Source organism: Methylobacterium durans (assembly GCF_003173715.1).
In the GTDB taxonomy this organism is placed as follows: Bacteria; Pseudomonadota; Alphaproteobacteria; order Rhizobiales; family Beijerinckiaceae; genus Methylobacterium; species Methylobacterium durans.
Window position 1 is genome coordinate 6,043,957 of record NZ_CP029550.1, and the last position, 24,701, is coordinate 6,068,657.

Annotated in this window: 27 protein-coding genes and 2 pseudogenes; 15 read left to right on the forward strand and 14 right to left on the reverse strand. The window is 73.5% G+C overall.

The window, feature by feature from the left end; genetic code table 11:
* Window positions 1-52: 52 nt before the first annotated feature.
* The 5 genes from DK389_RS28300 to DK389_RS28320 form a co-directional block, all read right to left on the reverse strand.
* Entirely contained in the window at window positions 53-721 is a 669-nt protein-coding gene (locus tag DK389_RS28300) for an HAD family hydrolase (RefSeq protein WP_109894752.1), read from the reverse strand.
* Window positions 722-736: 15 nt separating this feature from the next.
* Window positions 737-1,030 (reverse strand): hypothetical protein, encoded by a 294-nt coding sequence (locus DK389_RS28305; RefSeq protein WP_109894754.1) that lies wholly within the window; start codon window positions 1,028-1,030, stop codon window positions 737-739.
* 159 nt (window positions 1,031-1,189) lie between these two features.
* Entirely contained in the window at window positions 1,190-1,648 is a 459-nt protein-coding gene (locus tag DK389_RS28310) for a DUF2934 domain-containing protein (RefSeq protein ID WP_109894756.1), read from the reverse strand.
* Between the two features lie 138 nt (window positions 1,649-1,786).
* On the reverse strand, window positions 1,787-2,047 hold the full coding sequence (locus DK389_RS28315) for a hypothetical protein (protein WP_109894758.1): 261 nt from the start codon (window positions 2,045-2,047) through the stop codon (window positions 1,787-1,789).
* 83 nt (window positions 2,048-2,130) lie between these two features.
* Window positions 2,131-2,526 carry a hypothetical protein gene (locus tag DK389_RS28320; protein ID WP_109894760.1) on the reverse strand — a complete coding sequence of 132 codons (396 nt, stop codon included), beginning with the start codon at window positions 2,524-2,526 and terminating at the stop codon, window positions 2,131-2,133.
* Window positions 2,527-3,395: 869 nt separating this feature from the next.
* Here DK389_RS28320 and DK389_RS28330 point away from each other — a divergent pair.
* Window positions 3,396-3,647, forward strand: a complete 252-nt coding sequence (locus tag DK389_RS28330) for a hypothetical protein (protein WP_109894762.1) — start codon at window positions 3,396-3,398, stop codon at window positions 3,645-3,647.
* 56 nt (window positions 3,648-3,703) lie between these two features.
* Entirely contained in the window at window positions 3,704-3,877 is a 174-nt protein-coding gene (locus DK389_RS33095; protein ID WP_162560919.1) for a hypothetical protein, read from the forward strand.
* A gap of 1 nt (window position 3,878) precedes the next feature.
* On the opposite strand, the gene DK389_RS28335 is transcribed toward DK389_RS33095, so the two are convergent.
* From DK389_RS28335 to DK389_RS28355, 5 genes are all read right to left on the reverse strand, one after another.
* Window positions 3,879-5,198 (reverse strand): NTP/NDP exchange transporter, encoded by a 1,320-nt coding sequence (locus DK389_RS28335; protein ID WP_109894764.1) that lies wholly within the window; start codon window positions 5,196-5,198, stop codon window positions 3,879-3,881.
* Between the two features lie 171 nt (window positions 5,199-5,369).
* A complete protein-coding gene (locus DK389_RS28340) occupies window positions 5,370-6,089 on the reverse strand; it encodes an NADPH-dependent F420 reductase (protein ID WP_109894766.1) in 720 nt (239 codons plus the stop codon).
* Complete coding sequence (locus DK389_RS28345; protein WP_109894768.1) at window positions 6,079-6,993, reverse strand: aldo/keto reductase; 915 nt, start codon at window positions 6,991-6,993, stop codon at window positions 6,079-6,081. The genes DK389_RS28340 and DK389_RS28345 overlap by 11 nt, the downstream gene beginning before the upstream one ends.
* Window positions 6,994-7,116: 123 nt before the next feature.
* Window positions 7,117-7,455 (reverse strand): hypothetical protein, encoded by a 339-nt coding sequence (locus DK389_RS28350; protein ID WP_109894770.1) that lies wholly within the window; start codon window positions 7,453-7,455, stop codon window positions 7,117-7,119.
* A 104-nt stretch (window positions 7,456-7,559) separates the two neighbouring features.
* The gene (locus tag DK389_RS28355; RefSeq protein WP_109894772.1) at window positions 7,560-7,826 is read right to left on the reverse strand and encodes a hypothetical protein; all 267 of its coding nucleotides are present in this window, start codon (window positions 7,824-7,826) and stop codon (window positions 7,560-7,562) included.
* Between the two features lie 264 nt (window positions 7,827-8,090).
* Between DK389_RS28355 and DK389_RS28360 the strand changes: the two genes are divergently transcribed.
* The 3 genes and pseudogenes from DK389_RS28360 to putA all read left to right on the forward strand — a co-directional run bounded on the left by DK389_RS28360 (window position 8,091) and on the right by putA (window position 12,475).
* Window positions 8,091-8,930, forward strand: coding sequence for a phytanoyl-CoA dioxygenase family protein (locus DK389_RS28360; protein ID WP_109894774.1), 840 nt, complete (start codon window positions 8,091-8,093; stop codon window positions 8,928-8,930).
* An 82-nt stretch (window positions 8,931-9,012) separates the two neighbouring features.
* Complete coding sequence (locus tag DK389_RS28365) at window positions 9,013-9,231, forward strand: hypothetical protein (RefSeq protein ID WP_109894776.1); 219 nt, start codon at window positions 9,013-9,015, stop codon at window positions 9,229-9,231.
* 149 nt (window positions 9,232-9,380) lie between these two features.
* Window positions 9,381-12,475 (forward strand): annotated as a pseudogene (gene putA / locus DK389_RS28370) (bifunctional proline dehydrogenase/L-glutamate gamma-semialdehyde dehydrogenase PutA).
* A gap of 79 nt (window positions 12,476-12,554) precedes the next feature.
* On the opposite strand, the gene DK389_RS28375 reads toward putA, so the two are convergent.
* The 3 genes from DK389_RS28375 to DK389_RS28385 form a co-directional block, all read right to left on the reverse strand.
* The gene (locus DK389_RS28375) at window positions 12,555-12,755 is read right to left on the reverse strand and encodes a hypothetical protein (RefSeq protein ID WP_109894778.1); all 201 of its coding nucleotides are present in this window, start codon (window positions 12,753-12,755) and stop codon (window positions 12,555-12,557) included.
* Between the two features lie 82 nt (window positions 12,756-12,837).
* Window positions 12,838-13,224 (reverse strand): hypothetical protein, encoded by a 387-nt coding sequence (locus DK389_RS28380; RefSeq protein WP_109894780.1) that lies wholly within the window; start codon window positions 13,222-13,224, stop codon window positions 12,838-12,840.
* Between the two features lie 87 nt (window positions 13,225-13,311).
* The gene (locus tag DK389_RS28385) at window positions 13,312-13,755 is read right to left on the reverse strand and encodes a DMT family transporter (RefSeq protein ID WP_109894782.1); all 444 of its coding nucleotides are present in this window, start codon (window positions 13,753-13,755) and stop codon (window positions 13,312-13,314) included.
* A gap of 283 nt (window positions 13,756-14,038) precedes the next feature.
* On the opposite strand from DK389_RS28385, the gene DK389_RS28390 reads away from it, so the two are divergent.
* From DK389_RS28390 to DK389_RS28400, 3 genes and pseudogenes are all read left to right on the forward strand, one after another.
* Window positions 14,039-15,040, forward strand: coding sequence for an iron ABC transporter substrate-binding protein (locus DK389_RS28390; RefSeq protein ID WP_418292081.1), 1,002 nt, complete (start codon window positions 14,039-14,041; stop codon window positions 15,038-15,040).
* On the forward strand, window positions 15,037-16,089 hold the full coding sequence (locus tag DK389_RS28395; RefSeq protein ID WP_109894786.1) for a FecCD family ABC transporter permease: 1,053 nt from the start codon (window positions 15,037-15,039) through the stop codon (window positions 16,087-16,089). Before DK389_RS28390 ends, DK389_RS28395 begins: the two co-directional genes overlap by 4 nt.
* Window positions 16,086-16,870 (forward strand): annotated as a pseudogene (locus tag DK389_RS28400) (ABC transporter ATP-binding protein). The gene DK389_RS28395 and the pseudogene DK389_RS28400 overlap by 4 nt, the downstream one beginning before the upstream one ends.
* Before the next feature lie 4 nt (window positions 16,871-16,874).
* Here DK389_RS28400 and DK389_RS28405 read toward each other — a convergent pair.
* On the reverse strand, window positions 16,875-17,126 hold the full coding sequence (locus DK389_RS28405) for a hypothetical protein (protein WP_109894788.1): 252 nt from the start codon (window positions 17,124-17,126) through the stop codon (window positions 16,875-16,877).
* Window positions 17,127-17,371: 245 nt separating this feature from the next.
* Here DK389_RS28405 and DK389_RS33100 point away from each other — a divergent pair, with 245 nt between their 5' ends.
* The 7 genes from DK389_RS33100 (at window position 17,372) to gspM (ending at window position 24,549) form a co-directional block, all read left to right on the forward strand.
* The gene (locus DK389_RS33100) at window positions 17,372-17,527 is read left to right on the forward strand and encodes a hypothetical protein (protein ID WP_162560920.1); all 156 of its coding nucleotides are present in this window, start codon (window positions 17,372-17,374) and stop codon (window positions 17,525-17,527) included.
* A gap of 84 nt (window positions 17,528-17,611) precedes the next feature.
* Complete coding sequence (locus DK389_RS28410) at window positions 17,612-17,824, forward strand: hypothetical protein (RefSeq protein ID WP_109894790.1); 213 nt, start codon at window positions 17,612-17,614, stop codon at window positions 17,822-17,824.
* Between the two features lie 770 nt (window positions 17,825-18,594).
* Window positions 18,595-21,042 carry a multicopper oxidase domain-containing protein gene (locus DK389_RS28415; protein WP_109894792.1) on the forward strand — a complete coding sequence of 816 codons (2,448 nt, stop codon included), beginning with the start codon at window positions 18,595-18,597 and terminating at the stop codon, window positions 21,040-21,042.
* A 34-nt stretch (window positions 21,043-21,076) separates the two neighbouring features.
* Complete coding sequence (locus DK389_RS28420; RefSeq protein ID WP_162560921.1) at window positions 21,077-22,147, forward strand: SCO family protein; 1,071 nt, start codon at window positions 21,077-21,079, stop codon at window positions 22,145-22,147.
* Between the two features lie 35 nt (window positions 22,148-22,182).
* Window positions 22,183-22,788: a type II secretion system major pseudopilin GspG gene (gspG, locus tag DK389_RS28425; RefSeq protein ID WP_109894796.1), complete on the forward strand. Its 606-nt coding sequence runs from the start codon at window positions 22,183-22,185 to the stop codon at window positions 22,786-22,788.
* A 184-nt stretch (window positions 22,789-22,972) separates the two neighbouring features.
* Window positions 22,973-23,998, forward strand: coding sequence for a PilN domain-containing protein (locus DK389_RS28430; RefSeq protein ID WP_109894798.1), 1,026 nt, complete (start codon window positions 22,973-22,975; stop codon window positions 23,996-23,998).
* Window positions 23,995-24,549, forward strand: coding sequence for a type II secretion system protein GspM (gspM, locus tag DK389_RS28435; protein ID WP_109894800.1), 555 nt, complete (start codon window positions 23,995-23,997; stop codon window positions 24,547-24,549). The genes DK389_RS28430 and gspM overlap by 4 nt, the downstream gene beginning before the upstream one ends.
* Window positions 24,550-24,701 lie beyond the last annotated feature (152 nt).

Genomic DNA, 24,701 nt, shown 5'->3' on the forward strand with positions numbered 1-24,701 from the left:
AGCGTCCACCGCCGCCCACAGGCCGGTCTGGGGATGGCCCGGCGGGGCCGTCCTAGCGCCGCAGGGGCGAGGCGTCGTAGCCGTCGAGCAGGTCCTGCGGGTCGCGGTAGATCGCGGTGCAGCCGGCGGCCGAGAGGTCGGCCTCGGGGAAGCCGCCGCAGAGGACGCCGATCGTCGCGAGCCGCACCTTGGCGGCGGCCTCCGCGTCGTAGGGCGTGTCGCCCACCGCGATCATCTCCCGCACGCCGAGCGGGCGCAGCTTCTCGATCACGGCGGCGAAGATGTCGGGATGCGGCTTCGAGCGCTCGGCATCGTCCGCGCTCGTCGCCACGTCGACGAGATCGCCGATCCCGAGGATCTCCTGATAATGCGCCACCTCGTCCTTCTTGCCGGAGGAGGCGAGCGCGAGCCTCCGCCCGTCGCCGCGGATCCGCTCGAACAGGGCGCGCACCCCGGGGAAGGGGCGGACCTGCGACAGGTAGTCCCGCTTGAACAGGTCCGAGCGGTAGGCCTCGATCGTCTCGCCCTCGCGCGCGACGCGCTCCTCCGGCAGGAACACGGGCATCAGCTGGTCGCCGCCCTTGCCGATCTGGGCGCGCACCGCCGCCTCCTCGGTCTCGACCCCGAAATGCCGGAATGCCGCGACCCAGGCCCGCGCGTGCAGGTCCACGCTGTCGAGGAGGGTGCCGTCGATGTCGAAGATGACTGCCTTGACGCTCATGCCCGCCCGCCCCCCTCAGCGCGGGAACAGGTGCAGCCCGTCGTCGGGCAGGAGGTTGCGGGCCGGGCCGCCGGTCTGCTGGCCGCGGCCCTGCTGGTAATAGGGCAGTTCCGGCCGCCGGTCGTTGTCGCTGCCCGAATCGTACTCCCAGGGCCGGTTCCAGGGGGCGCGGCCGCCCGCCGTCACGGGCAGGGGCGCGGCAGCGGGATCGCCGTAGCCGTAGGGAGCGGGCCGGGATCCGGCCTCGGCCGCGCCGGGGAGAGCCAGGGGGGCGGCCAGCAGGGCGGCGAGGACGAGGATGGGCTTCATGGCAGCTTCTCGGATGCGCGGCGGGCGCGGGTGGCGCCCCGGATCAAGCTTTGCCGTGACAACGGCCGAGCCGCGCGGCCGTTCCGACCCCTGCACGAACGCGAAGGGCCCGCCCCGGTGAGGGGGCGGGCCCTTCGAGCGCGGCGTGATCCGCGAGGCTCAGTGCAGGGACGCGCCCGCGTTGCGGGGAGATTTCGCCTTGGCGGCGACCGCCTTCGTCTCGGCCGCGGCGCTCTTCGCGGGAGCCTTAGCCTTCTCAGGAGCCTTGGCCTTCTCAGGAGCCTTGGCCGCCGCCGGAGCCTTGGCCGCGGTCTTGGCGGGAGCCTTCGCCGCCTTCTTGACCGGCGCCTCGACGGCCTTGGCAGCGCTCTTGTCGGCGGTCTTGGCGGCAGGCTTTTCAGCAGCCTTGGCAGCGGCCTTGGCGGCGTTCTTCGTCTCGACCTTGGCCGGAGCCGTCACGCCCTTCGCCGCGACCTCGGTGCCCGCCGCGTTCGTGCCCGCCCGCGCGGCGCCGATCTCGGCCTCGGCCCGGAACCAATGCTCCTCGGCCCGTCCGACGACGCGGCCCTCGTCTTCCCAGATATAGTAGGCGCGCTCGCGCACGTTCTGCTCGTACATGGTGGTCCACCCTCTTCCGTCGTCCGGTCCGGACGATGCGAAGGCATGGTTAAGAGACCGTTAACGGCAGTTGTTGGGCGGTTTGAGCACAACTTGCGTGCGAATATTGGGCGAAACCACGGGTCCGGATTGCCGTGACTAGCCCCGCGACAGGCGGCGTGCGTTCGCCCGCACCTTGCGGCGGTAGCCGGCCACGACCCGGGCCGTGGAGCCGCCCGAGGCGACGAGGAGGGCGGCCTCGCCCGCGGCCATGATCTTCTCGCTGACCATGCGCTGCGCCTCGACCTGCGCAGCTGTGCCGCCGGCGGAGAGCTTCACGAGCCGCATGCCGATCACCTGCTGCGATTCGAGCGCCAGCATCGTGGCATCGATCCCGAGCTTCCACCACGTACCGAACATTCAGGCCGTCTCCCGTCACGCTTGTCGCCAACGCCGAGCCCCGCCCGCGGGTTTCCCCGGGGCCGGGTTCCGGCGTCTCGATGTCAGTCGTCGAAGCTGCGTCCCTTGGCGGACGAGCCGCCGAGGCTGATCTTGCGCGGCGCGCCGGGCTTGGCCGCGCCCGGACGGGCGCTGGGCTCGCTCGGAGCGGGCCGGGCGGGCTTCAGATGGGCCTGCCCGTGGATCACCGCGCCGATCTCGCCGGCGGCCCGGACGAGGTCGTCGCGCTCGCAGGCCCGGGCCACCGTGAGGCCGAGCTGGTGCATGTGGCTCTTGCCGTAGAGGTAGGCGGCGAGCTTCGCCCGGGTCAGCGGCGGGATCCGGGCCAGGATCTCGGGCAGGTCGTACTCGTCCGCCCGGTAGACCTCGCCGAGGAGGTCGAGGGAGACGGGGCAGTTCGGGTCCGGCGTGGCGCCGCTGGTCGGATGCGATTGCGTCATGGATCTCCTCCGGTTGTCGAATCGGCCGGGCCGATCGCGGCGAGCGTCTCGGGTGCCGCGCGGACGGGCTCGGGCAACGGCGCCGGCGGCACCGGTTTGAGGCAGCCGGTGCAGACGGACGCGATGGCGATGCGGGCGCGGACGCTCGCGCGCTCCCACACCGCCTCGCGGGCCGCCAGCGCCCGGCGGGCGGCCTCGGCGTCCGGGAGGGCGCCCCCGCCCGCGCCGATCTCGGGGGCGCGCCCTGCGGGCGGATGCGCAGGAGCAGGGGCTGCGCGGGACCGTCCGCCACGACGGGGAAAGCCGATTCGCCCGCCGGATCGGCGAGCGCCGGCGCGGCCTGCGCGATCACGAGGCCGAGGCAGCAAGCGAGGCTGGCGCGCAATCCCTGCAAGACCCCTCTCCCAGTTCGGCGACGCGGCGCGACGCACTCCGCGCGGGCGCCGAGGTGACCTCGGAGCCCGGCGGCAGGTTCCCCGGATCGTGGTTAACAGACGCCTTAGACAGGACCGGGCGCCCCCGCGTCCAGCCCCTTCCCGCCCGGGGAGACCTGCGAAGCGAGCCTTGACCGAACGTCTCAACTTGGCCTTGCATGTGGCATTCTTGCGGTTAAGCTTCGGCCGCGTTCCCCGCGTTCCCGCCGATTCGGTGGGTCAGCCCCTCACCGGAGGGGCCGCGCAACGGCATCCTGGAGGATGCCCCGGGTCTCGAACGGACGTGTCGAGCCCATCCCAACCCCGCCGCACGGCCCTCCCCCTCTCGGGACGGACGGTCGCACGGCCCCTCACCCATCGCGGGCCCTGCGCCGGCCGCGATGGCCCTCGCCTCGCGGCCGCACGGCCGCGGCAGAACGTCGGACAGGAGGATCCATGCAGCGCCACGAGCGTCGTCTGCTCACGAAGGCCGCCATCTCGGTGGAGGGCCGCATCTCGATCAAGCAGAGCCCGGACCGGGCTTGGCCCCGGGACCACGCGCGCCTGCGCGTGCTGGAGCGGGCCGGCCGCCTGCAATGGGTCGGCACCCAGGCCGGGCCGCATATCGGCGGCACCTTCGCGATCTGGCAGATCACCGAGCAGGGCCGCGCCCGCCTCGACGCGCTCGCCCCGGAGGAGAGGCCTTAACGGGTCGTTAACCTTACGGGGACCACGGTTCGAGACGGGATTCGGAGGGCTGAGCCATGACGATCGTCCACGGGGCCTTGCACTTGAGCGACGGCCCGCTGGCCGCCTCCCTCGCGGCATCCCTGGCCGCCCTCCTCGCCGTCCTCGCCGCCTCCATTCTGGCCGCGCGCGGGGCGGGTCCCGCCCCGCGCCCCATCCCGGTCCGCTCCGGGCGGCCGCGGCGGGGCTGAATCAGGCCGGCTCCCCGGTACCGGCCTCCTCCGTCCGCGCGGCCCGCTTCTCCTGCGCGCGCCCGAGCCAGAGGGCGTTGAGGAGCCACGCCAGCGAGAGCGGCACCGCCGTGACCGCGACGGCCGTCGCCCCGAAGCCGAGCGCCGCGATCCCCGCGTAGGACCACGCGCCGACCTGGTCGCCGAGCCGGTAGACCACCGTGTCGATGAAGCCCTTCGCCTTGTAGCGGTCCTCCCGCGGGACCACCGTGAACAGCACCTCCCGGATCGGCCGGGCGATGGCGAAATTGCCCGCCCGCCGGAAGACCTGGAAGGCGACGATCGCCGTGATGGTCGGCGAGAGGGCCAGGCCCACGAAGCCCGCGACGCTCGCCGCCGGCAGGAGCGCCAGCGTCCAGCCGACCCCGAGCCGCCGCACGATCCGGCCCGTCAGGAAGAGCTGCACCCCGAGGGTCAGCCCGTTCACCAGGAGGTCGACGGTGGCGAAGAAGGCCGTCTGCGCACCCCGGTCGGGGAAGCTGCGCTTCGCGATGCCCGCCTGCTCGAAATACAGGAAGGTGGAGGTCACCGAGAACAGCAGCAGGAACAGGCCGATGTTCAGGAGATAGGGCGAGGCGAGCGTCCGGGTGATGCCGGCGAGCGCGCTGCCGCCGATCGGGGCGTGCTCGGGCGCCTCCCCGGGCACCCGGTGCAGGCGCTCCGAGAGGCGGGCGAGGCCGCGCATGCTGAACACGGCGGCCTCGAGCAGGACGACCGCCCCGAGGAGGAGCGCCCAGGTCGGCACGGAGCGGGCGAGCAGGGCCGTGGTGGCCGAGCCCGCGATGGCGCCAAGGGTCGCGCCCGCCGCGATGAAGCCGAACAGGCGCTTGCCCTGCTCCGTCGAGAACACGTCGACGATGGTCGCCCAGAAGATCGACACCACGAACAGGTTGAAGATCGACAGCCAGACGAAGAACACCCGCCCGATCCACACGTCCGCCTCCGGCGGGGCGAGGTACAGGGCGAGGGCGAAGAGCAGGATGTTGAGGGCGAAGAACCGGTAGGTCAGCGGCACGAAGCGGGCCCGCGGCAGGCTCTTCACCAGCCAGCCGAAGGGCAGGTTGAGGGCGAGCATGCCGAGAAGCGTCGCCGTGAACAGCCAGGGCAGATTCTCGATGCCGCCGGCCACGCCCATCTGGTCGCGGATCGGCCGCAGCACGTAGTAGGCGGCGAGAATCGAGAAGATGTAGGCCCAGGACCAGGCGAGGGCCCGCCCCTCGCCGGGCCGCACGTCGACGAGCCGGGCGAGGACGCCGCGGCCTGCAGGGGGCGAATCAGGCATGGGTGGCGCAGCGCGCGCCCTCTTCCCTGCGGGAGAGGGTGGGAGTGAGGGATGCGACCTCTCCGGATGAAGCGGGATCCCTCGCCCGGTCCGCGTCCCGCGGATTCAGGCCTTCCCGAACGGGAGAGGTGAGCCGTGCAGGTCGTGAGGCGGTGGTGCCCGCGCCCTGCCTCACGGGGCGAGCCCGAGCTTGGCGCGCAGGTCCGGCGCGGACAGGTTGTGCCCGAAGCCGGCCGAGCCCATCGCGAACCGGTCCGCGTCCTTCAGCATGCCGACCGGGACGGGATCGAAGCCGGCATCCGCGACGAGGCGCCCGCCCAGCTCCAGGGCCGCCGCGTCGTCGGCCGCGATCGGCACCGCCATGCGGGGCGCGGGCCGGTTCGCGTTCGCCTCGAAGATCCGGTAGTTCGCGGCGTTGAAGGCCCGTACCAGCCGCGCGCCCGCGAGGAATTTCGCGCTCGTCGCGCCGATGCCGTTGGCGGCGACCTCGGCGTGGAGGTCCCCGTCCCGGGCCTGCGTTGCGTTGCCGGCATCGAGCACGATCTTGCCCCTGAGCGCCTCGCCGTGATCGGCCCCGAGCTGCGGGTAGGCCTTGTAGGGCACGGCCACGAAGACCGCGTCGCCGAAGCGGATCGCCTCCGCCGGCGTGCCCGCCCGCGCCCGCGCGCCGAGGCCCTCGACGAGACCCTTCAGCTCCTCCGGGTGGCGGGAGGAGAACATCACCTCGTGCCCGGCCCTGACCCAGAGGGTGCCGATGGTGCCGCCGATCTTTCCCGCGCCGATGATGCCGATGCGCAGGGGCTTCGTCCCGGCTTCCTGCGCGTGGGCCGGGAGAGCGAGCAGGCCGAGGGCGAGCGCGAGGGCCGCGCGGCGGGTGATGTCAGAGCGCATCGATGAACGCCTCCATCTTGGCCCGCTCCGCGGCGTCGGGCAGGCGCCCGCGGGCAGCGCCGAGGTTGTCCTCGACATAGGCCGCTTTCGCCATGCCGGGGATCGGGCAGGTCACGGCCGGGTTGGCGAGGACGTATTTCAGAAAGAATTGCGGCCAACTCGCGCAGTCGAACGCGGCGGCAAAGGGCGGCAGCTCGCGTCCCTGCACGGCCTTGAACAGCCGGTCGCGCCCGAAAGGCACGTTGACCATCACGGCCATGCCGCGCTCGGCCGCGAGCGGCAGGACGCGCTCGGCCGCGGCCCGGTTGTCGATGGCGTAGTTGACCTGGATGAAGTCGAGGGGTTCCGCCCGCATCAGCGGCTCGAGGCCGTCGAACTGCCCGTCCCGCCAGACCGTGACGCCGACGTAGCGGATGCGGCCCTTGGCCTTCAGGTCGCGCAGGGTGGCGAGGTTGTTTCCCGGGTCGATCAGGTTGTGGACGGCGACGAGGTCGATCCGGTCCGTGCGCAGGCGCTCGAAGGAGCGGGCGATCTGGGCCGCGCCCGCCTCGCGCCCGCTCTCGCTGACCTTGCTCGCCAGGAACACCCGCTCGCGCAAGGGGCCCTGCAGGATGTGGCCGAGCACATCCTCGGCGGTGCCGTAGCTCGGCGCCGTGTCGATGACCGAGCCGCCGAGCGCCACGAAGCGCTCGACCGCCTCCCGCAGGGGGGCGATCATCTCCGGGATGGGCTCGACCTCGTAGCGGCGCGAGGTGCCGATGCCGATGGCGGGCAGGGTCTCGCCGGAGGACGGAATCGGCCGCCGGATCAGCGGACCCGGGCCTTCCGCGGCCCGCAGCGCGGCGGGCATCAGGGCGGGCAGCAGCGCGGCCCCGGCGATGACGGTGCGGCGGGTTGCGGGCATGAGAACCTCCGGCGCGGGACTTCCGCCCCGCCATCAGGTAGGGCGCCGCCGCCGCTGTCGAGGTTCGCCGGGCCGCCGCCGGGCGCGAATTTTGTCGCGGAATGTTTCCGGCGCCCGCGACGATCAATCCTCCTCGGGCGGGTCCTCGAACTCGGCGCCCTCGGTGTCCGGCGCGATGCGGAAGCGGTACTCGTCGATGGCAAGGAAGGCCCGATGCACCGCCTGCGGGTCGAGCCCGTCGCGCACCACCAGCGTGTTGAAGTCGATGAAGAGCCGCGCGACGCGCTGGTCCTCGGGCAGGGCCTGCAGGGCAGAGGAACTCGCCCCCGTGCTCATCATGAAGCCCTTGGCGTGCCCATCGGCGTCGGGGAAAGGCACGACGACGACCTGCCCCGCCGTCTCGGGCCGCAAATCCGCCCAGCGGGTCGGCGTCCAGGCGATCAGGGCTTCGAGCTGCTTCATGGCCGGAGCCGTGCGCGATCCCGCGGCGCGGCGCAAGAGGCGTGCCGAAGGTGAGCGCGCGCGGCGACGGCCGCGCTGTCGACCGGCGGTCCCGGCGGGAACGCTCAGACCCGGTCGCCGGTCTCCAGTCGGGCCGCGCGCGGGCGGAGGCGCACGATGTTGCCGGCGGCCTCCGCCGGCCCGTCTGGCCCGCGCGCCCCGGCCTCAACCCCGACGGCTTCGGGGCCCGCTCCGGCGCCATCCTCCGGGCGCGAATCGCCGGCGGCGGACGCGAAGGCGATCCAGCGCACGACGCGCCCCTTGCCGCGCCGCGCACGCAGGCGCTCGGCCCGGCGCGCGAGCCAGACTGGCTGAGACTTCACACGCTGCATGACGACCCTCCACTTCCGGGCCCAGAAAGCCGCCGCGGGATTTGAAAATCATCCTCCAGATGGATGATGTCGGCGCGATCCGGGCGCCGTTGATGGCGTTGCGTCGCCGTTCCGCCAGAATTCGACCGAAGATTGCTCTGCGCGCGCGGTCCGGGCGGGCCGGTTGACAGGTCCGGGCCTCCCGGATTCGATCGCCGCCGGAGCGCGCGCCCGCGCGACCGCCACCTGCACGACCAACCCCGCCCATCGAGCGAACCGGATGCCATGCTGAACTTCCTGAAGAAATTGTCCGGCTCCTCGGAGCGGATCCTCACCCCCGAGCAACAGACCTTCTGGGACGAGAACGGCTACCTGATCCTGCCGAAGTTCTTCGGGCCGGAGACGATCGCGGCGGTCAACGCCGAGGTGGAGGGCCTGGTGGAGCACCGCGAGCGCTTCCCCAAGGTGACGGTCGACATCATCGCGGGCGAATTGTCCGGGCGGCGCCTGCGGATCGCCGACGTGCCGGCCTCCGCCTTCAAGGGGCCGGTGAAGATCAACGACCTGTTCCTCGATTCGGAGGTGATCCGCGCCTGCAACCTCGACGCCCGGCTGACGCAGGTGCTCAACGAGCTGCTCGACGGCGACCCGATGGTCTGCAACTCCCTGAACTTCCTGTACGGCAGCGCACAATCCGCGCATTACGACAGCTGGTTCATGCCGCCGCCGGTCCGGGACAAGATGGCGGTCTCCTCGATCTGCCTCGACCGCTACACCGAGGAGAACGGCCCGCTCTTCGTCTACCCGGGTAGCCACAAGATCCCGCCCTACGTCTTCCCCAACGGCAGCATCGCGGCGCTCGGGTACGACATCGCCCAGGCCCAGGCCTATGTGGCGGAGACGACCGCCGGGATCGAACCCTTCTACTTCTACGGCGAGCCGGGCGACGTGCTGATCTGGCACAGCCAGGTCCTGCACGGCGGCGCGCCGATCCGCGACTCCGAGCAGACGCGCCGCAGCCTCGTCACCCATTACTGGCGGGCCAAGGACGTGGAGCCCGAGCGCCGGAACAAGCTGACGGAGCGCGCCTACATGCTCAAGCGCGAGCACCAGGCCCTCAACTGAGGACGCGTCCGGCGGGGCGGCGGAACCCGCCCCGCCGCCCGCCCGTCTCCCTCCAGGGCATCGATTCGAGAGGAGACGGTCCATGAGCCGCGTCACCGACACCGATCCCGGCCTGTCCGCGTCCGGGCCCGGCGAGAATCCGGCGGAGCCGCCCGCCGGCCCGCGCGCCTATCCGGACCGGGGGCCAACCGGCCGCCCCGAGGGGGCGGGTTCCCCCGGCGCGACGGAGCCGGGCGACCAGGGCGAGCCAGGCCACAGCGCCTACGAGGACGACAGGACGACCCCGCGCGACGGAGCGTGATCCCGCGCCGGTGACGCAGGCGCGGCGGCGCCCCCGGTCCTGCCGCAGGGCGGCGCGCAACGCCCGGTTCCCGTGTCCCCTCCTCCGGCCGTCACGTCGCGGCGGGAGTTTCGTGAGAGACGCCGAGCGCTCGTTCGAGATCGTCCACCATGCCGCTCCCGGTCTCGCCCGCCCTCCCCGCCTTCGCCGCCCCATACGCGGCCGACGACGCCGCCCTCGTGCGCGGCTTCCTCTCCGGCCCCGCCCTCGACGCCGCGGCGGAGGCGAGGGTCGACGCCCTCGCCCGCGACCTCGTCGCGGCGATCCGGGCCGAGGATGGCGGCCTCGGCGGCGTCGAGGAGATGCTGCGCGAATACAGCCTCTCGACCCGCGAAGGCCTCGCCCTGATGGTGCTGGCCGAGGCGCTGCTGCGGGTGCCGGACGCCGCCACCGCCGACCGGCTGATCGAGGACAAGCTCGGCCAGGGCGATTTCGCCCACCACGCCACGCGCTCGGGCGCCATCCTGGTCAACGCCTCGGCCTGGGCGCTCGGCCTCTCGGCCCGGATCATCCAGCCCGGCGAGACCCCGGAGGGCGTGCTCGCCCTGCTCGCCCGCCGCATCGGCCTGCCGGCGCTCCGGACCGCGGCGCGCCAGGCGATGCGGGTGATGGGCGGCCATTTCGTGCTCGGCGAGACGATCACGGCGGCGCTCCGGCGCGCCGGCACGGCCGAGGGCCGGCCCTACCGCTACTCCTTCGACATGCTGGGCGAAGGCGCCCGCACGGCCGCCGACGCCGAGGCCTACCGCGCGGCCTACGCGGGCGCCATCGCGGCGATCGGGCGGTCGGCCGGCAACGCGCCCCTGCCGGAGCGGCCGGGCATCTCGGTCAAGCTCTCGGCGCTGCACCCCCGCTACGAGCCCTTGAGCCGGGCGCGGGTGATGGACGAGCTCGTGCCCGTCCTCCTCGACCTCGCCCGGGCGGCCCGCGCCCACGACCTCTGCTTCACGATCGACGCCGAGGAGGCCGACCGGCTGGAACTCTCTCTCGCCGTCTTCGCCGCGGTGCTGGCCGATCCCTCGCTCGCGGGCTGGGACGGGTACGGCCTCGCGGTCCAGGCCTACCAGAAGCGCTGCCTGCCCGTGATCGACCACGTGGCCGATCTCGCCCGCGGGCTCGGGCGGCGCCTGATGGTGCGCCTCGTCAAGGGCGCCTACTGGGACACGGAGGTGAAGCGGGCGCAGGAACGGGGGCTGTCCGACTACCCCGTCTTCACCCGCAAGGCCACGACCGACCTCTGCTACATGGAAGCCGCCGAGCGTCTCCTCTCGCACAGGCCCCGCCTCTTCCCGCAATTCGCCACCCACAACGCGCTGACCGTCGCGAGCATCGCGGAGCGGGCCGGCAGCCCGGAGGGCTACGAGTTCCAGCGCCTGCACGGCATGGGCGAGGCCCTCTACGCGCGGCTCCTCGCGGCCCGCCCCGGCACGGCCTGCCGCACCTACGCCCCGGTCGGCGGCCACCGTGACCTCCTCGCCTACCTCGTGCGGCGGCTTCTCGAGAACGGCGCCAACTCCTCCTTCGTCTCCCTCGCCGCCGACCCGGCCGTGCCGGTCGAGACCCTGCTGCGCCGCCCGGCCGAGGCCGTCGGCGCGCCCGAGCGGGCGCGCCACCCGCGCCTGCCCCTGCCGCGCAACCTCCACGCGCCGGGGCGCCGCGGCGCGAACGGCGTCGAGTTCGGCGCCCGGGCCGAGCTCGCCGCTTTGCTCGCCGAGGTGCGCGGGCCGCGGGGCCCGCCCGCGCCGCTCCGATCCGCGACGGGACCGAGGTGGCGGGCCCGGCCCGCGACGTCCGCAGCCCGATCGACGGCGCGATCGTCGGCCGGGTGGTCGAGGCGTCTCCCGAGGCCGCCGACGCGGCGATGGCGGCGGCCGCCCGCGCCGCGCCGGCCTGGGCCGCCACCCCCGCCGCGGACAGGGCGGCGGCCCTGGAGCGGGCCGCGGACCTCATCGAGGGACGGCGCGGGCGCCTCATCCACCTCCTCCAGGCGGAGGCCGGCAAGACTCTCGACGACGCGCTCTCCGAGATCCGCGAGGCGGTCGATTTCTGCCGCTACTACGCCCTCGAGGGCCGGCGCCTGTTCGTCGCCCCGCAGGCGCTCACGGGCCCGGCGGGGGAGTCGAACCACCTGGCCCTGCGCGGGCGGGGCGTGTTCGTCGCGATCTCGCCCTGGAACTTCCCCCTCGCGATCTTCGTCGGCCAGGTCGCCGCCGCCCTGATGGCGGGCAACGCGGTCGCGGCCAAGCCCGCCGGGCAGACGCCGCTCGTCGCGGCGGAGGCCGTGCGGCTCCTCCACCGGGCCGGCATCCCGCCGGGCGCGCTCCAGCTCGTGCCGGGCGACGGCGCGGCCGGCGCCCGGCTCGTGTCGCACGCGGCGACGGCCGGAATCGCCTTCACGGGCTCGACCGGGACGGCGCGGGCGATCAACCGGGCGCTGGCGGGGCGCGACGGGCCGATCGTGCCGCTCATCGCCGAGACCGGCGGCATCAACGCGATGCTCGTCGACGCCACCGCCCTGCCCGAGCAGGTCGCCGACGACGTCGTGACCTCGGCCTTCCGCTCCGCCGGCCAGCGCTGCTCGGCGCTCCGCCTCCTCCTCGTGCAGGCGGACGTGGCCGACCGGGTGATCGCGATGGTGACGGGCGCGGCGCGCGAGCTCCGCCTCGGCGACCCGCGCGATCCCGCGACCCATGTGGGGCCGGTCATCGACGCCGAGGCGAAGCGGCGCCTCGACGCGCACGCCGCGCGGATGCGGGTGCGGGCGCGGATCCATCTCGACGGCCGGCCGCCCGCGGGCGGCCATTTCGTGGCCCCCCAGATCTACGAGATCGGGAGCCCGGCGGATCTCACGGAGGAGGTGTTCGGCCCGATCCTCCACGTCGCCCGCTACGCCGCGGCCGATCTCGACCGGGTGCTGGAGGCGGTGGCGGCCCTCGGCTACGGCCTGACGCTCGGCATCCATTCCCGCATCGACGCCACCGTGGCGCGGGTGGTGGAGCGGCTCCCCCACGGCAACGTCTACGTCAACCGCAACATGATCGGCGCGGTGGTCGGCGTGCAGCCCTTCGGCGGCTGCGGCCTGTCGGGCACCGGCCCGAAGGCCGGCGGCCCGCATTACCTGCCCCGCTTCGCCGCCGAGCAGACGGTGACGGTCAACACGGCGGCCTCCGGCGGGGACGCGGCCCTCCTCGCCCTCGACGAGTGAGACCCGCGCTCGACATGCGAGGCGTCGGAGGGGCGATGCGTGAAACGGCAAGCCCGTTCGGGCGAGGCGGCCCGCGGGCTCAGGCGGGGACCAAGACGGGCGCTTCGGCCCGCGCCCGCAGCATCACGGCCTCGCGGGCGTGGCGGCGGGCGTCCATGCGCAGGGCCTCGGCGACGGCGTCGTTCCCGTTCTGCTCGTGGAAGCGCGCGGCGGCGCGCAGCTCGGATGCGATCTGCTCGGCCAGCGCCGCTTCCAGCTCGATTCGCCCGCCATGCTCCATGCCGCTGCCTCCCCGCCCCGTCTGCGCGAGGCTAGAGGCGGGCGGACACGCCCGTCGATTGGACTTTCGGGTGACGAAATCGTCAGTTGATCAGGCAGAAGCCGGAAGCCGCATCCTGGCTGCCGCCGACGAGGCGCCCGCTCGGGCAGTAGGGCTCCTTGGCGCGCGCCTCGCGGAATGGGGCGGGGAGCGGCGCCGGGACGACGGCGGCGATCGGCCCGCGCTCGGTGAGCGCGACCGGGGCGGCGACCGCGGCCGTCGCGGTGGCCGTCCCCGGCCCGAGCCGCAGGGTCAGGCCGCCGAGGGGCGACGCTTCCGTCCGGGCACGGGCAGGCTCGGCTGCGCGGATCGGGCCGTGGTGGCTCCGGAAGCCCGAGAACCGGACGCCCCGGGCCTCGGCCGGCAGGGCGCCCGCCAGGGCACCCGCGATGAGTAGGGCCGCGGCCCCGGCGAAGGATGGGCTCCGCATCTGTCACGTCTCCGTCGTCCGCGGGACATCCTGCCGGAGACATCTTAACCGGCCGCGACCGGAATCCGCGGCAATCGACGGGTCTCCTCAGCTCAGCGCCACCAGGGCGACGCCCGCGACCATCAGGACCGCGCCGAGGACGCGCCCGAGGCCGGCCGGATGCGGCTCGAACCCGACCCAGCCGAAATGGTCGAGCAGGATCGAGGTGACGACGCCCGCCGTGACGAGGAGGCCGAGATAGGGCGCGGCGCCGATCTGCCGGGCCACGAAGAGCTGGGACAGGACCACGAGGGCCCCGAGCGCGCCGCCGATCCAGGCCCACCAGGGCGCCTGCAGGGCCTGCTCGGCGCTCGGCAGGCTCAGGCGCCCGGAGACGAGCCCCGCGACGAGGAGCGTCGCGCCCGTCACCGTCGACACGACGAGCCCGGCCGCGAAGGGCTGCGCGAAGGTGCGGGCGAGCATCGCGTTCGAGCCGGACTGCACCGCGTTGCCGATTCCCGCCAGCGCGGCGAGACCGTAGAGGTACCACATGGACGACCCTTTGATTGTGATGTGCCTCTCTCAAGCGGCGAGGCCCGGTGCTGGTTCGCCCCGCCAGCGCGGGGCCCCTCTCCGGCTCCGGGCGGGACGGGGCCTTCCGGGCGCGCGCGCCGCACTTCCGGGCGCGCGCGCCGCATGGGCGAAGCCGCCCGCGCGCCCTAAGCTCGCTGCGCGATCCCGCCTCCCGCACAGTCCGCCCGCCATGCTCCCCACGCCCTCGCCGCGCGCCCGCCCCCGGCCCGCCCCCGCGCTCCCGGCGGCGCTCACGCTCATCCTGCCGCTCCTCCTCGCCCTCCTCGGCCCGGCCGCCGCCCGCGAGATCGTCGACGCGGCCGGGCGCCGGGTGACGATCCCCGAGCGCATCGAGCGCGTGCTGGCGGCGGGACCGCCGGCCTCGGTGCTGCTCTACACCCTGGCGCCCGCCAAGCTGATCGGCTGGGTGCGCGCGCCCCACGCCGACGAGAGGCCCTATCTCGCACCCGAGACCTGGGACCTGCCGACGACCGGCCGCCTCACCGGGCGCGGCAACACCGCGAATGTCGAGGCGGTGCTGGCCCTGAAGCCCGATCTCATCGTCGATGTCGGCTCGACCGGGCCGACCTACGCCTCGCTGGCCGACCGGGTGCAGGAGCAGACCGGGATCCCCTACCTCCTCCTCGACGGGCGCTTCGCGAAGATCCCCGAGACCTACCGCAGCTTCGGCGCGGTGCTGGGCGAGGAGACGCGCGGCGCCGAGCTCGCCGCCTATTCCGAGCGGGTGCTGGCCGAGGTCGCCGACAGGGTGGGCCCGCTCCCGCCGGAGAAGCGCCCGCGCGTCTATTACGGGCGGGGACCGAAGGGTCTGGAGACGGGGCTTGCCGGCTCCATCAACACCGAGATCCTGGACGCCGCGGGCGGTCGCAACGTCGCGGAGGCCGCGGGCCGGGGCGGGCTCGTCACCGTCTCGCCCGAGCAGGTCCTCGCCTGGGACCCGGACGTGATCCTCACCCTCGACGCGCCCTTCCGCGCGAGCCTCGCCACCGACCCGCTCTGGAGCGGCCTGAGGGCGGTCAAGGCGGGCCGGGTCTACCAGGCGCCCCGCCTGCCCTTCGGCTGGTTCGACGCGCCGCCCGGAATCAACCGCCTGATCGGCCTGCGCTGGCTCGCGGGCCTGCTCCACCCGGACCTGTTCCCGCAACCGATCGAGGCGGAGACCCGCACCTTCTACCGGCTCTTCTACCACGTCGACCTCGCGCCCGATCAGGTCGCGGCGCTGCTCTCGGGCGCGGGGCGGTGACGCGCGCCCTCACCGCCGGCGAGCGGGCGGCCGCGCTGCCGCGGCGCCTGCTGCTGCGCGGGCTGCTGCCCGTCCTCGCGCTCCTCCTCCTCGCCCTCCTGTCCCTCGCCACCGGGCGCTACGGCGTGCCCCCCGGCGACATCCTCGCCGTGCTCTGGGGCAAGCTCCTCGGGCTCTCGAGCGGGGTCGACGCGACGGCGCAGACCGTGATCCTGCAGGTGCGCGTGCCCCGGGTCGCGGGCGCCCTCGTCGTCGGCGCGGGCCTCGCCGCCGCGGGCGCCACCTACCAGGGCCTGTTCCGCAATCCCCTCGTCTCGCCCGACATCCTCGGCGTCTCGGCGGGCGCGAGCCTCGGCGCGGTCGCCGGCATCTTCCTGTCGCTCCCCGTCGCCGCGATCCAGGGTCTCGCCTTCCTCGGCGGGCTCGGGGCGGTGGCGATCGTCTACGGCGTCGGCGCGGCGGTGCGCCGGCACGACCCCGTGCTAACCCTGGTGCTCGCCGGCGTCGCCGTCGGCGCGGTGCTCGGCGCGGCGATCTCGCTCCTCAAGGTGCTGGCCGATCCCTACAACCAGCTCCCCGCCATCACCTACTGGCTGCTCGGCAGCCTCGCTGCGGTGTCGCTCGCCGATGTCGGCGCGATCCTGCCCGCGATCCTGATCGGCCTCGCGCCGCTGATCCTGCTGCGCTGGCGCATGAACCTGATGAGCCTCGGCGAGGAGGAGGCCCGGGCGCTCGGCGTCGAGACGCGCCTCATGCGCCCCCTCTTCGTCGCCGCGGCGACCCTGGTGACGGCGGCGGCCGTCTCGGTGACCGGGGTGATCGGCTGGATCGGGCTCATCGTGCCCCATGTTGCCCGGCTCCTCGTCGGGCCGGATTTCCGGCGCCTGCTGCCGGCCTCCCTGATGCTGGGGGCGGGCTACCTGCTGGCGGTCGATCTCGTGGCGCGCACCATCGCCCCGATCGAGGTACCGCTCGGCATCCTCACGGCGCTGATCGGCGCGCCCTTCTTCCTGTGGCTGCTCGCCACCGCGCGGCGGGGCTGGTCGTGAGGGCGGAGCCCCTCCTGCGGGTCGAGGATCTCGCCTTCGGCTACGGCGCCCGCATCGTGGGCTCCGGCGTCGGCTTCGCGGTCTTCCCGGGCGAGGTGCTGTGCCTGCTCGGACCCAACGGCTGCGGCAAGACCACCCTGTTCAAGACCGTGCTCGGCCTCCTGCCCGCGAAGGCCGGCCGCGTCCTCGTGGAGGGGAGAGCGTCTCACACTGGTCGCGGGCGCGGCTCGCCCGCAGCATCGCCTACGTGCCCCAGGCGCACGCGGCCCTGTTCCCCTTCAGCGTCCGCGAGATCGTGCTGATGGGCCGCGCGAGCCGGCTCAGGCCCTTCGCGAGCCCGGGCCGGGCCGACCACGCGGCGGCCCAGGCGGCGCTGGAGGCGCTCGGCGTCGCTCACCTCGCGGAGCGGGTCTACACCGAGATCAGCGGCGGCGAGCGCCAGCTCGCCCTGATCGCCCGGGCGCTCGCCGGCGAGCCGCGCCTCCTCGTGATGGACGAGCCGACCGCGAGCCTCGATTTCGGCAACCAGGCCCGGGTGCTCGGCCAGATCCGCGGCCTCGCGGGGCGCGGCCTCGGGGTGGTGCTCTCGACCCACGATCCCGGCCACGCCTTCCTCTGCGCCGACCGGGTGGCCCTCCTGCGGGAGGGGGCGCTGATCGGCCTCGGCGCCCCGGCCGAGACGGTCACCCCGGCGAGCCTGGAGCGCCTCTACGGCGTGCCGGTCGCCGTCGTGCCGCTGGCCGGCGGGGCCGGCACGGTCTGCACGCCGCTGCTGCCCTGACCCTTCAGAGATCGGACCGGTGCAGGACGCCCTCGGCCGCGGCCGGCTCTCCGTCCTCGGACCGGATCACCGGCGCGCCGACCGCCGCCATGAGGACGCGCAGGCCCTCGACCCACGCCTCGGCGTCGCCGAGCGTCGCCACGCCGTCCCGCCGGAACGTCCGGGCGGGCTCCCTCTCGGAAGCCTCCAGGGTCACGGCGACGTCGAAGCGGCCGTCGGGTGTGTCGGTGATCCGGTACGTCACGGAACGGGGCATGGAATCAGCAGATTGGAATGCGTCGCAGTCAATCGGGCGCGATCATCATGCACCAGAGGCGCGCCGGCTCATATGCGTCGAACTGCCGATGCCGCGCGGGGCCGGGTTCGGAGCGGCGCCGGACGCATCGTTCGGGAGACCGGACCGAACGCACGCTTGCCGCCCGGGCCGGCGTGCCTATCATCGGTGGCCGCGAATCCTGTCGGGACGCTTCGGGGTTCGGCTGACGCGGAGGCGATGGAGCGATGGCATTCTTCCTCGGCATCGGCGGCCCGTGGGTCGTCCTGATGATCCTCGATCTGATGGCGACGCGGCGCGGCCTGCAACTCTCCGCCGCCGAGCGGTCGCAGGGCTGGCAGGAGCGCCTGGAATACCTGCTCCGGCGGCGCGAGCGGGCCTGAGCCCGATCCGCGGCATTCGACCGATCGCGGATACCGGATCTTCGCACCCCCCGTGCTGAGCTGACCTCCCCGGAGGACCGGCCGATGATCAGCGGCGTACCGCTCACCGCGATCGGCCTGCTGCGGCAGGCGGATCTCGAACTGACAGCGCGCAACTCACAGTTGCGTCGCGGCGAGGCCCCCCGCGAGAGCGTGACGGTCGAGCTCGTGCAGAGCCTCGATCCGCCGCGCCGCGGAAACGATGCGGCGCCCACGAGCGCCCCCGTGCGCCGGCGCCTCGTCGACATCTTCGTGTGATCGCACGGTTAGAACGTCACGAAACCTTGCCGCCGACACCTTGCTTTGCCGGAAAGACTGTCGAGATCGCGCGCCCGCCGGCCGCCTCTCGGTGTCCGCGTGCCGCTTCCGGGGGTGATGTCCCCCGCCGAAGCGGATACTGTATCCGCTCGTACCGTGCCGGTGATTAATCAGTTCTAATAACTCAGAGTTATTGAAAATCCTCGCGTTTTCGGTGAAGCATCCCTGTGCTGAGATGTTGGGCATCAAAAACGTACGGAGGGAACAACTCGGGAATGACGGTCGCGAAGCGTACCTTGTCTGGCCTGCGTAGTTCAAACGCATACTGCAAAGTTAACTTGTAGTTTAAAACTCTGGACAGACGGTACATGTGGCAAATCTTCGTCGTCTCATCAAATTGTGCAAGATCTGATCGGCGAAAACAAAAACGTGGACGCCGCGTCGACTGAGAAGGGGCCGAACGGCGCGCCGACGGTGGGGGTGTCGGGATGACAGGGCTCCCGGTCGAGATCACGGCGAGGATCTCGGCAGGTGCCCCGGCAAGAGCACCCGCGGGACCTCGGGAACGCGGTCCGGCCAAGCGATCCGAAGACCCGTTCGGGACGCGCGGCCTCCGGCAGGGGTGAGTGAGGGGCTGAGCCCGTGCCCGCCGCGGGCGGCTGCGGGTGCCGCGCGCATGAGCCGTCGCACGATCAACGGATGTCGGACAGGCCGCCGGCCCTCTCGAGGGGCCGGGGCGAGGGCCGGCGTGTCTTCTGGGGATTTTCGCCATGTTCCTGGACCCGAAAGCCACCTCCCGGATCCGCATGCGGGAGGCCGAGCGCGCCCGCGAGAACCGGCTGGAGATCGTCAAGGCGCACTCGCATGGGCAGATCACCAAGCGCGACCTGTTCCGCTGGGGCCTCTACGGCGCGGGCGGCCTGATCGCGGCCAAGCACGGGCTCAGCCCCTTCGTGCGCAGCGCCTACGCGGCCGTGCCGACCGGCACGCCGCGCAGCCCGCTCTTCGGCGCCCAGAAGTTCCACGAGCCCCTGCACCGGGCCCTCGTGCAGCCGCGCATCCCGCTCGTGGCCGCGGCCGGCAGCGACGACGTGATCTGGATGGGCCCGAACGGCCAGCCCCTGCCCGGCGAGCTGCCCGGGCGGCGCCTGTCCTACCACGACGAGTGGTCGAAGCGCGGGCCGAACTGGGAGCGCCTGACCAATCCCGTCACCTATCGCGGGCCGTTCGAGGGCCGCCCGCCGGGCGAGTTCTTCGCCCATCAGCGCTGGTCGAAGGACCCGGCGAGCTCGAACCGCGACCTGTTCCCGAAGGTCGGCTACCTCATGTCGCTCGGGCAGTGCGAGGCGGGCACGCGCTTCTGCGGGGAGATGCCCGAGCAGGACATGAACGCAATGTGGTCGTTCGGCGTGCGCCAGCCGGGCCATGCCGGATCGGGCACCGGCTCGCGCCTCGGCTACGGCATGCCCTGCCTGATCAAGGCGCGCTACGGCGAGCCGCTTCTGACCCGCATCTACAACGACCTTCCGGCCGACCGCACCCAGAACAAGGGCTTCGGCCGCAACGAGATCACGACCCATTTCCACAACGCGCACAACGGCGCGGAGAGCGACGGCGCCTGCAACGCCTTCCACTATCCGGGCACGTTCTACGACTACCATTGGGGCCTGACGCTCGCCCGGCGCGACCTGCCGAGCCACCGCGCCTTCAGCGATCCGCTCTACCAGAAGAAGGCCTCGGGCCCGACCGACGACGGCGGCCTGATGATGGTCGAGGGCGATTACCGCGAGATCCAGGGATCGATGTGGTTCCACGACCACCGGTTCTTCTTCACGGCCGAGAACGTCCACAAGGGCAATTTCGCCCTCTGCAACGTCTATAGCGGCCCGGACCGCGCCTGCACGGCGGTGCGCGACGGCGTGAACCTTGTCCTGCCGAGCGGCGACGCGACGGCCTGGGGCAACCAGGATTTCGACGTGAACCTCGCCGTCTCCAACCCGGCCTTCGACAAGGACGGGCAGATGTTCTTCGACATCTTCGACACGGACGGCTTCCTCGGCGACGTCATCGCCGTGAACGGGGGCTACTACCCCTACATGGAGGTGCTGCCGCGCCGGTACCGCTTCCGCATCCTCAACGCGGCGATGGCGCGGTTCTACAAGTTCGCGCTCGGGGTCAACCGGTCGAAGAAGTTCTCGGCGGGCACGGCGGTGCCGTTCTGGTTCATCGCCAACGACGGCAACCTCGTCGTCAATCCGATCCAGCTCACGGCTCTGGAGGAGCAGGGCAACGGCGAGCGCTACGACATCGTCGTCGATTTCTCGGCCTTCGCCGACGGCGACAGCGTCTACCTCGTCAACCTCCTCAAGCAGACGGACGGCCGCAAGCCCGACAAGGCCCTGTCCATGAAGGATGCGCTCAGGGGCGACATCGAGGATCCCTGCGTCGGTCCGGTCATGGAGTTCCGGATCCGCAAGGGCGGGATCCGAAGCGTCGACGACCCGACCCGGATCTACACGGGCCTGGAGGCAGACCCGAGCACGGACTTCACGGCCGCGGACTGGAAGAGCGGGCTCAAGAAGCTGACCACCCAGATCCCCGTCATCACTCCCGTGCGCGAGCGCGTCATCGAGTTCGGCCGCTCCGGCGGCGGCGATTCCCGCGACCCGAAGACGGGCCTGTGCACCCCGGATTGCGGGGAGCACGAATCCTTCCCCTACTCGATCAAGGTGAACGGCCAATCGGCCCACACCCTCAACGCCAACCGCATCAGCGCCCTGGTGCCGAAGCCCGGCGAGGTCGAGCACTGGACCTTCGTCAACGGCGGCGGCGGCTGGGACCACCCGATCCACCTCCATTTCGAGGAGGGCATCACGATCGACCGCGGCGGCGCCTCGATCGGCCCCACCGAGAAGCTCGTGCGCAAGGACGTCTGGCGCCTGCGCCCGAGCGGGAAGGTCCGCATCCAGGTCTGCTTCGGCGAGTTCGGCGGCGCCTACGTGAGCCATTGCCACAACACGGCCCACGAGGATTTCGCGATGGTGCTGCGCTACCAGCTCCTGACCCCGGACCCGAACGATCCGGACTTCGCCCGGACGGGCAGCCGGCCGCACTGGCAGATCTCGAACACGCCGATCCCCTCGCCCGACGGCGTCACCTTCCGCGTGCCGGAGGTGCTGCCCGAGGCGCGGCCGACCTTCCGCAACACCAGCACCTGAGGCGGTCATGCCTGCGCGCGACGGACGACGGATCATGGCCCGGCGGGGAGCCCGCCGGGCGCTGCGGATGGGCGCGGGGCTCGGCCTCGCGCTCCTCGCCGCGCTGCCGATGACCCTGCTCGCGGGGAGCCCGTCGCTTGCGGGCACGCGCTGGGGGGAGGGCTACCTGCCGGACGTGGCGCTCACCGACCAGGACGGGCAGAGCCGCCGCTTCTACTCCGACGTGCTGAAAGGCCGGATCGCCGTCATCGCCTTCATCTACACGAGCTGCCGCGACATCTGCCCCGTCGTCACCGCCCGCCTCACCCAGGTCCAGGACAAGCTCGCACACGACAAGCTCGCACACGACAAGCTCGCACACGACAAGGGCGCCCAGGACAAGGGCGCGGAGGCGGCCGAGCCCGTCTTCGTGGCCATCAGCATCGATCCCCTCACCGACACCCCCGCCCGCCTCAAGGCCTACGCCGACGCCTTCGGCGCCGGGCCCGGATGGACCTTCCTCACCGGCCAGCCCGAGGCCATCGCGCTGGTGCGCCACAAGCTCGGCGAGCGCAGCCAGAAGCTGGTCGAGCACAGCCGCACCCTGCTGCTCTACAACGACGCCACCGGCGAGTGGGCCCGCGACTCCGCCTTCGGCGACCTCACCGTGCTCGCCGCCACCATCCGCGCCATGAACCCCGCCTTCAGCGCCGGCCGCACCGGCGGGGCCGCAATCGGCGAGGCGAGCCTGGCCACCGACCTGCCCGGCCAGAGCCTGTTCCTGAAGACCTGCGCGGCCTGCCACACGATCGGCCAGGGCGCCCGCGTCGGGCCGGACCTGGCCGGCATCGGCGCCCGGCGCTCCCGCGACTGGCTCACCGCCTACATCACCGACCCGCAGCGGCTGCGCGCGGCGGGCGACGCGGCCGCCCTCGATCTCGCCCGGGCCTTCCCGTCCGTGCGCATGCCCAACCTCGCGCTCTCGGAGGCCGACGCCGCCGACGTGCTCGCCTATCTCGAGGCCCGCACCTACGCCGCCCAGGAGGCGGAGAAGGACGCCGAGAAGGACGCCGCCCGCGAGGCGAGCGCCGGGGACCACCATCACCACCATCATCACCACCACTGAGGCGGCAGGCCCGTGCCGGGAGGGAGCGCCACGCCATGACCGACCCCATCACCGCCAGCCCGGACGAGCCTCGCGCCCGCGCCGCGCGCCGCGCTGCTCGCCAAGGCTCTCGCCGCGCCGCGCGCCAAGCCGGCTTCACCCTGGTCGAGGTCATCGTCGTGCTCTCGATCATGGGCCTGATCATGAGCCTGGTCGGCCCGCGCGTGCTCGGCTACCTCACCGAGTCCAAGGCCAAGACCGCCCGCATCCAGGTCGAGACCCTGTCCAGCGCCGTCGAGCTGTTCTTCATCGACAACGGCCGCTACCCCCTCGACGGCGAGGGCCTGCAGGCCCTGGTCAGCCCGCCGGGCGGGCTCGCCTCCTGGAACGGCCCCTACCTCAAGGGCGCGGCCGTGCCCAAGGATCCCTGGGGCCGGCCCTACCTCTACGCCTCGCCCGACCGCGGCCGCAGCTTCCTGATCACCGTCACGGGCCAGGACCGCGAGGCCGACCCGCGCGCCCGCGCCCCCCGCCCCGCCGCGCCCGCCCTCACCCCCGCCATCGCCCCGACAGGCCCCGCCCTGCCCGGCGGCGGGCGCCAGGCCGACCTCTCGCGATCCGACCTCTCGCGGTCCGACCCCTCCGGGAGGGCCGCCGAATGACCCCCTCCGGACCCGTGCCGGGCGCCCGCCAAGCCGAACGTCAAGCCGAACGTCACGCCGGGCGCCGGGCGCGGCTCGCCGCCCCGCTCGCGGCGCTGGCCGGCTGGTGGCGGGCCGAGCTGCAGGCGGGCCTGTCCGCCCTGCGCCCCGCCGCCGGCACCCCCGCGGCCCCGCCCCCGCCCCCTTGCGCCTGCGCCTGCGGCCCGACGCGGAGGGGCTCGGCCTCAGCCTGCGCACGCCCCGGGCCGAGCTCCACGCCGAGCGCATCACCTGGGCCGAGTACGCCCCGGCCCGGCTCGACCGGGCCCGGGCCCGGGCGGCGGCCGCGGCCGGCGGCCGGGCGGTGCCGCTGAGCCTGGCGCTGCCGCACGCGGTCGGGCGCTCCTTGAGCCTGCCGCGGCGGGCGCTGGCGCAGGCCGAGGCGATCGTGCGGGCCGAGATCCTCCGCAAGACGCCGCTGCGGCCGGAGGACATCGCGCTGGCCTGCGCGGTGGCGCCGAACGGCCCCGAGCGGGTGCGGGTGCACTACCTCGTGGTGCCGGCCAGCCTCCTCGACCGGACGCTGGCCCGGCTCGGGCTGGCGCGCGCCGCGATCGCCAGCCTGGAGGGTGTCGCCGGCCCGGAGGGTGGCGCCGGCCCGGAGGATGGCGCCAGCCCGGAGGACGCGGAGGCCGGCGGCCCGGTGCTGCCGTTCGGGGCGGCGCAGGCCCGGCCCGGCCCCGCGGCGGGGCGGGCCGCGCTCGGCCTCGGCGCGGCCTGCCTGGCGCTGGCGCTGACCGGCTTCTGCGGGCTGGCCGGGCGGCAGGCGGCGCTGATCGGCGCGCTCGAGGCGCAGATGGCGGCGATGGACGCGCCGGCGCGGGGCTCGGCCGAGCGGCTGCGCAGCGTCTACGGGCTGATCGGCGCGGCGGGCGAGCTGGCGCGGCTGCGGGAGGCGCCGGGCGTGGTGGCGGTGTGGGAGGAGCTGGCGCGGCTGTTGCCGGCCACGACCTACCTGACCGAGATCCAGGTGACGGGCGCCGGCGTGGAGCTGTCCGGCTACAGCGAGGCGGCGGCCGAGCTGATCGCCCGGCTGCAGGGCTCGCACCTGCTGCAGAACCCCACGCTCTCCGGCCCGATCGTGTTCGACAAGGCCCGCGCCCGCGAGCGCTTCGCCCTCCGCGCCACCTTCCGCCAGACCCGCCTCCCCGAGGAGATCCTCACACCATGAGAGCCGGATCCACCCTGCGCTTCGCCGCCTTCCTCGGCTGCAACGCCCTCGCCCTCGCCCTCGTCGGCGGCCTCCTCCTGACGCCCGCCCTCGGCCTGCTCTCCGAGCAGCAGGAGGCGATCGCCCGGATGGGACCGCGGCTGGAGCAGGCCCGCTCCGCCATCGCCCGCGATGCGGCGCTCGCCGGGCAGGATCCGGCCACGCTCCGGGACGTGGCCCACCGCTTCGTCCAGGGCGAGACCGAGAGCCTGCTGCAGGCGGACCTGCTCCTGCGCCTGCGCGAGATCGCCGAGAGCCACGGCGTCAGCTTCACCTCGGTGGCGAGCCTGCCGGAGCGGGAGGCGATGGGGCGCCGGATCGTCGGCGCCCGCATCGAGTTCCAGGCGGGCGACCAACGCGTCGCCGCGCTGCTGTCGAGCCTGGAGCGCGGGCCGGCCTTCCTGTTCATCCGCCGCGCGCAGCTCTCCGCCGCGGGCTCCGAGGAGCTCGGCGAGGACGCGGTGCAGGCGAGCGTCGAAGTCTACGGAGTGACGGGATGGCCACGCAGCTGAGATTCCCGCTCCCCCGGGGCCCGCGCTCGCCCCGGGATCGGCGCTCTCCCTCGGGCCCGCGCTCGCCCTGCGGCCCACCCTGTCCTGGGCGCTGATTCTGGGCTGCGGCGCGCCCGCGCTCGCGGGCTCGCTCTGGCTGGCCTGGGCCGGCC

Coding starts and splice junctions, on each gene's coding strand:
- DK389_RS28335 (WP_109894764.1), bottom strand. CDS start 5,198: ATGCCTGATTCGCCCCCTGCAGGCCGCGGCGTCCTCGCCCGGCTCGTC.
- DK389_RS28360 (WP_109894774.1), top strand. CDS start 8,091: ATGCTGAACTTCCTGAAGAAATTGTCCGGCTCCTCGGAGCGGATCCTC.
- DK389_RS33095 (WP_162560919.1), top strand. CDS start 3,704: ATGACGATCGTCCACGGGGCCTTGCACTTGAGCGACGGCCCGCTGGCC.
- DK389_RS28375 (WP_109894778.1), bottom strand. CDS start 12,755: ATGGAGCATGGCGGGCGAATCGAGCTGGAAGCGGCGCTGGCCGAGCAG.
- DK389_RS28365 (WP_109894776.1), top strand. CDS start 9,013: ATGAGCCGCGTCACCGACACCGATCCCGGCCTGTCCGCGTCCGGGCCC.
- DK389_RS33100 (WP_162560920.1), top strand. CDS start 17,372: ATGGCATTCTTCCTCGGCATCGGCGGCCCGTGGGTCGTCCTGATGATC.
- DK389_RS28415 (WP_109894792.1), top strand. CDS start 18,595: ATGTTCCTGGACCCGAAAGCCACCTCCCGGATCCGCATGCGGGAGGCC.
- DK389_RS28405 (WP_109894788.1), bottom strand. CDS start 17,126: ATGCCCCGTTCCGTGACGTACCGGATCACCGACACACCCGACGGCCGC.
- DK389_RS28310 (WP_109894756.1), bottom strand. CDS start 1,648: ATGTACGAGCAGAACGTGCGCGAGCGCGCCTACTATATCTGGGAAGAC.
- DK389_RS28385 (WP_109894782.1), bottom strand. CDS start 13,755: ATGTGGTACCTCTACGGTCTCGCCGCGCTGGCGGGAATCGGCAACGCG.
- DK389_RS28410 (WP_109894790.1), top strand. CDS start 17,612: ATGATCAGCGGCGTACCGCTCACCGCGATCGGCCTGCTGCGGCAGGCG.
- DK389_RS28315 (WP_109894758.1), bottom strand. CDS start 2,047: ATGTTCGGTACGTGGTGGAAGCTCGGGATCGATGCCACGATGCTGGCG.
- DK389_RS28330 (WP_109894762.1), top strand. CDS start 3,396: ATGCAGCGCCACGAGCGTCGTCTGCTCACGAAGGCCGCCATCTCGGTG.
- DK389_RS28340 (WP_109894766.1), bottom strand. CDS start 6,089: ATGCGCTCTGACATCACCCGCCGCGCGGCCCTCGCGCTCGCCCTCGGC.
- DK389_RS28300 (WP_109894752.1), bottom strand. CDS start 721: ATGAGCGTCAAGGCAGTCATCTTCGACATCGACGGCACCCTCCTCGAC.
- DK389_RS28320 (WP_109894760.1), bottom strand. CDS start 2,526: ATGACGCAATCGCATCCGACCAGCGGCGCCACGCCGGACCCGAACTGC.
- DK389_RS28355 (WP_109894772.1), bottom strand. CDS start 7,826: ATGCAGCGTGTGAAGTCTCAGCCAGTCTGGCTCGCGCGCCGGGCCGAG.
- DK389_RS28305 (WP_109894754.1), bottom strand. CDS start 1,030: ATGAAGCCCATCCTCGTCCTCGCCGCCCTGCTGGCCGCCCCCCTGGCT.
- DK389_RS28345 (WP_109894768.1), bottom strand. CDS start 6,993: ATGCCCGCAACCCGCCGCACCGTCATCGCCGGGGCCGCGCTGCTGCCC.
- gspG (WP_109894796.1), top strand. CDS start 22,183: ATGACCGACCCCATCACCGCCAGCCCGGACGAGCCTCGCGCCCGCGCC.
- DK389_RS28350 (WP_109894770.1), bottom strand. CDS start 7,455: ATGAAGCAGCTCGAAGCCCTGATCGCCTGGACGCCGACCCGCTGGGCG.
- DK389_RS28420 (WP_162560921.1), top strand. CDS start 21,077: ATGGCCCGGCGGGGAGCCCGCCGGGCGCTGCGGATGGGCGCGGGGCTC.
- gspM (WP_109894800.1), top strand. CDS start 23,995: ATGAGAGCCGGATCCACCCTGCGCTTCGCCGCCTTCCTCGGCTGCAAC.
- DK389_RS28380 (WP_109894780.1), bottom strand. CDS start 13,224: ATGCGGAGCCCATCCTTCGCCGGGGCCGCGGCCCTACTCATCGCGGGT.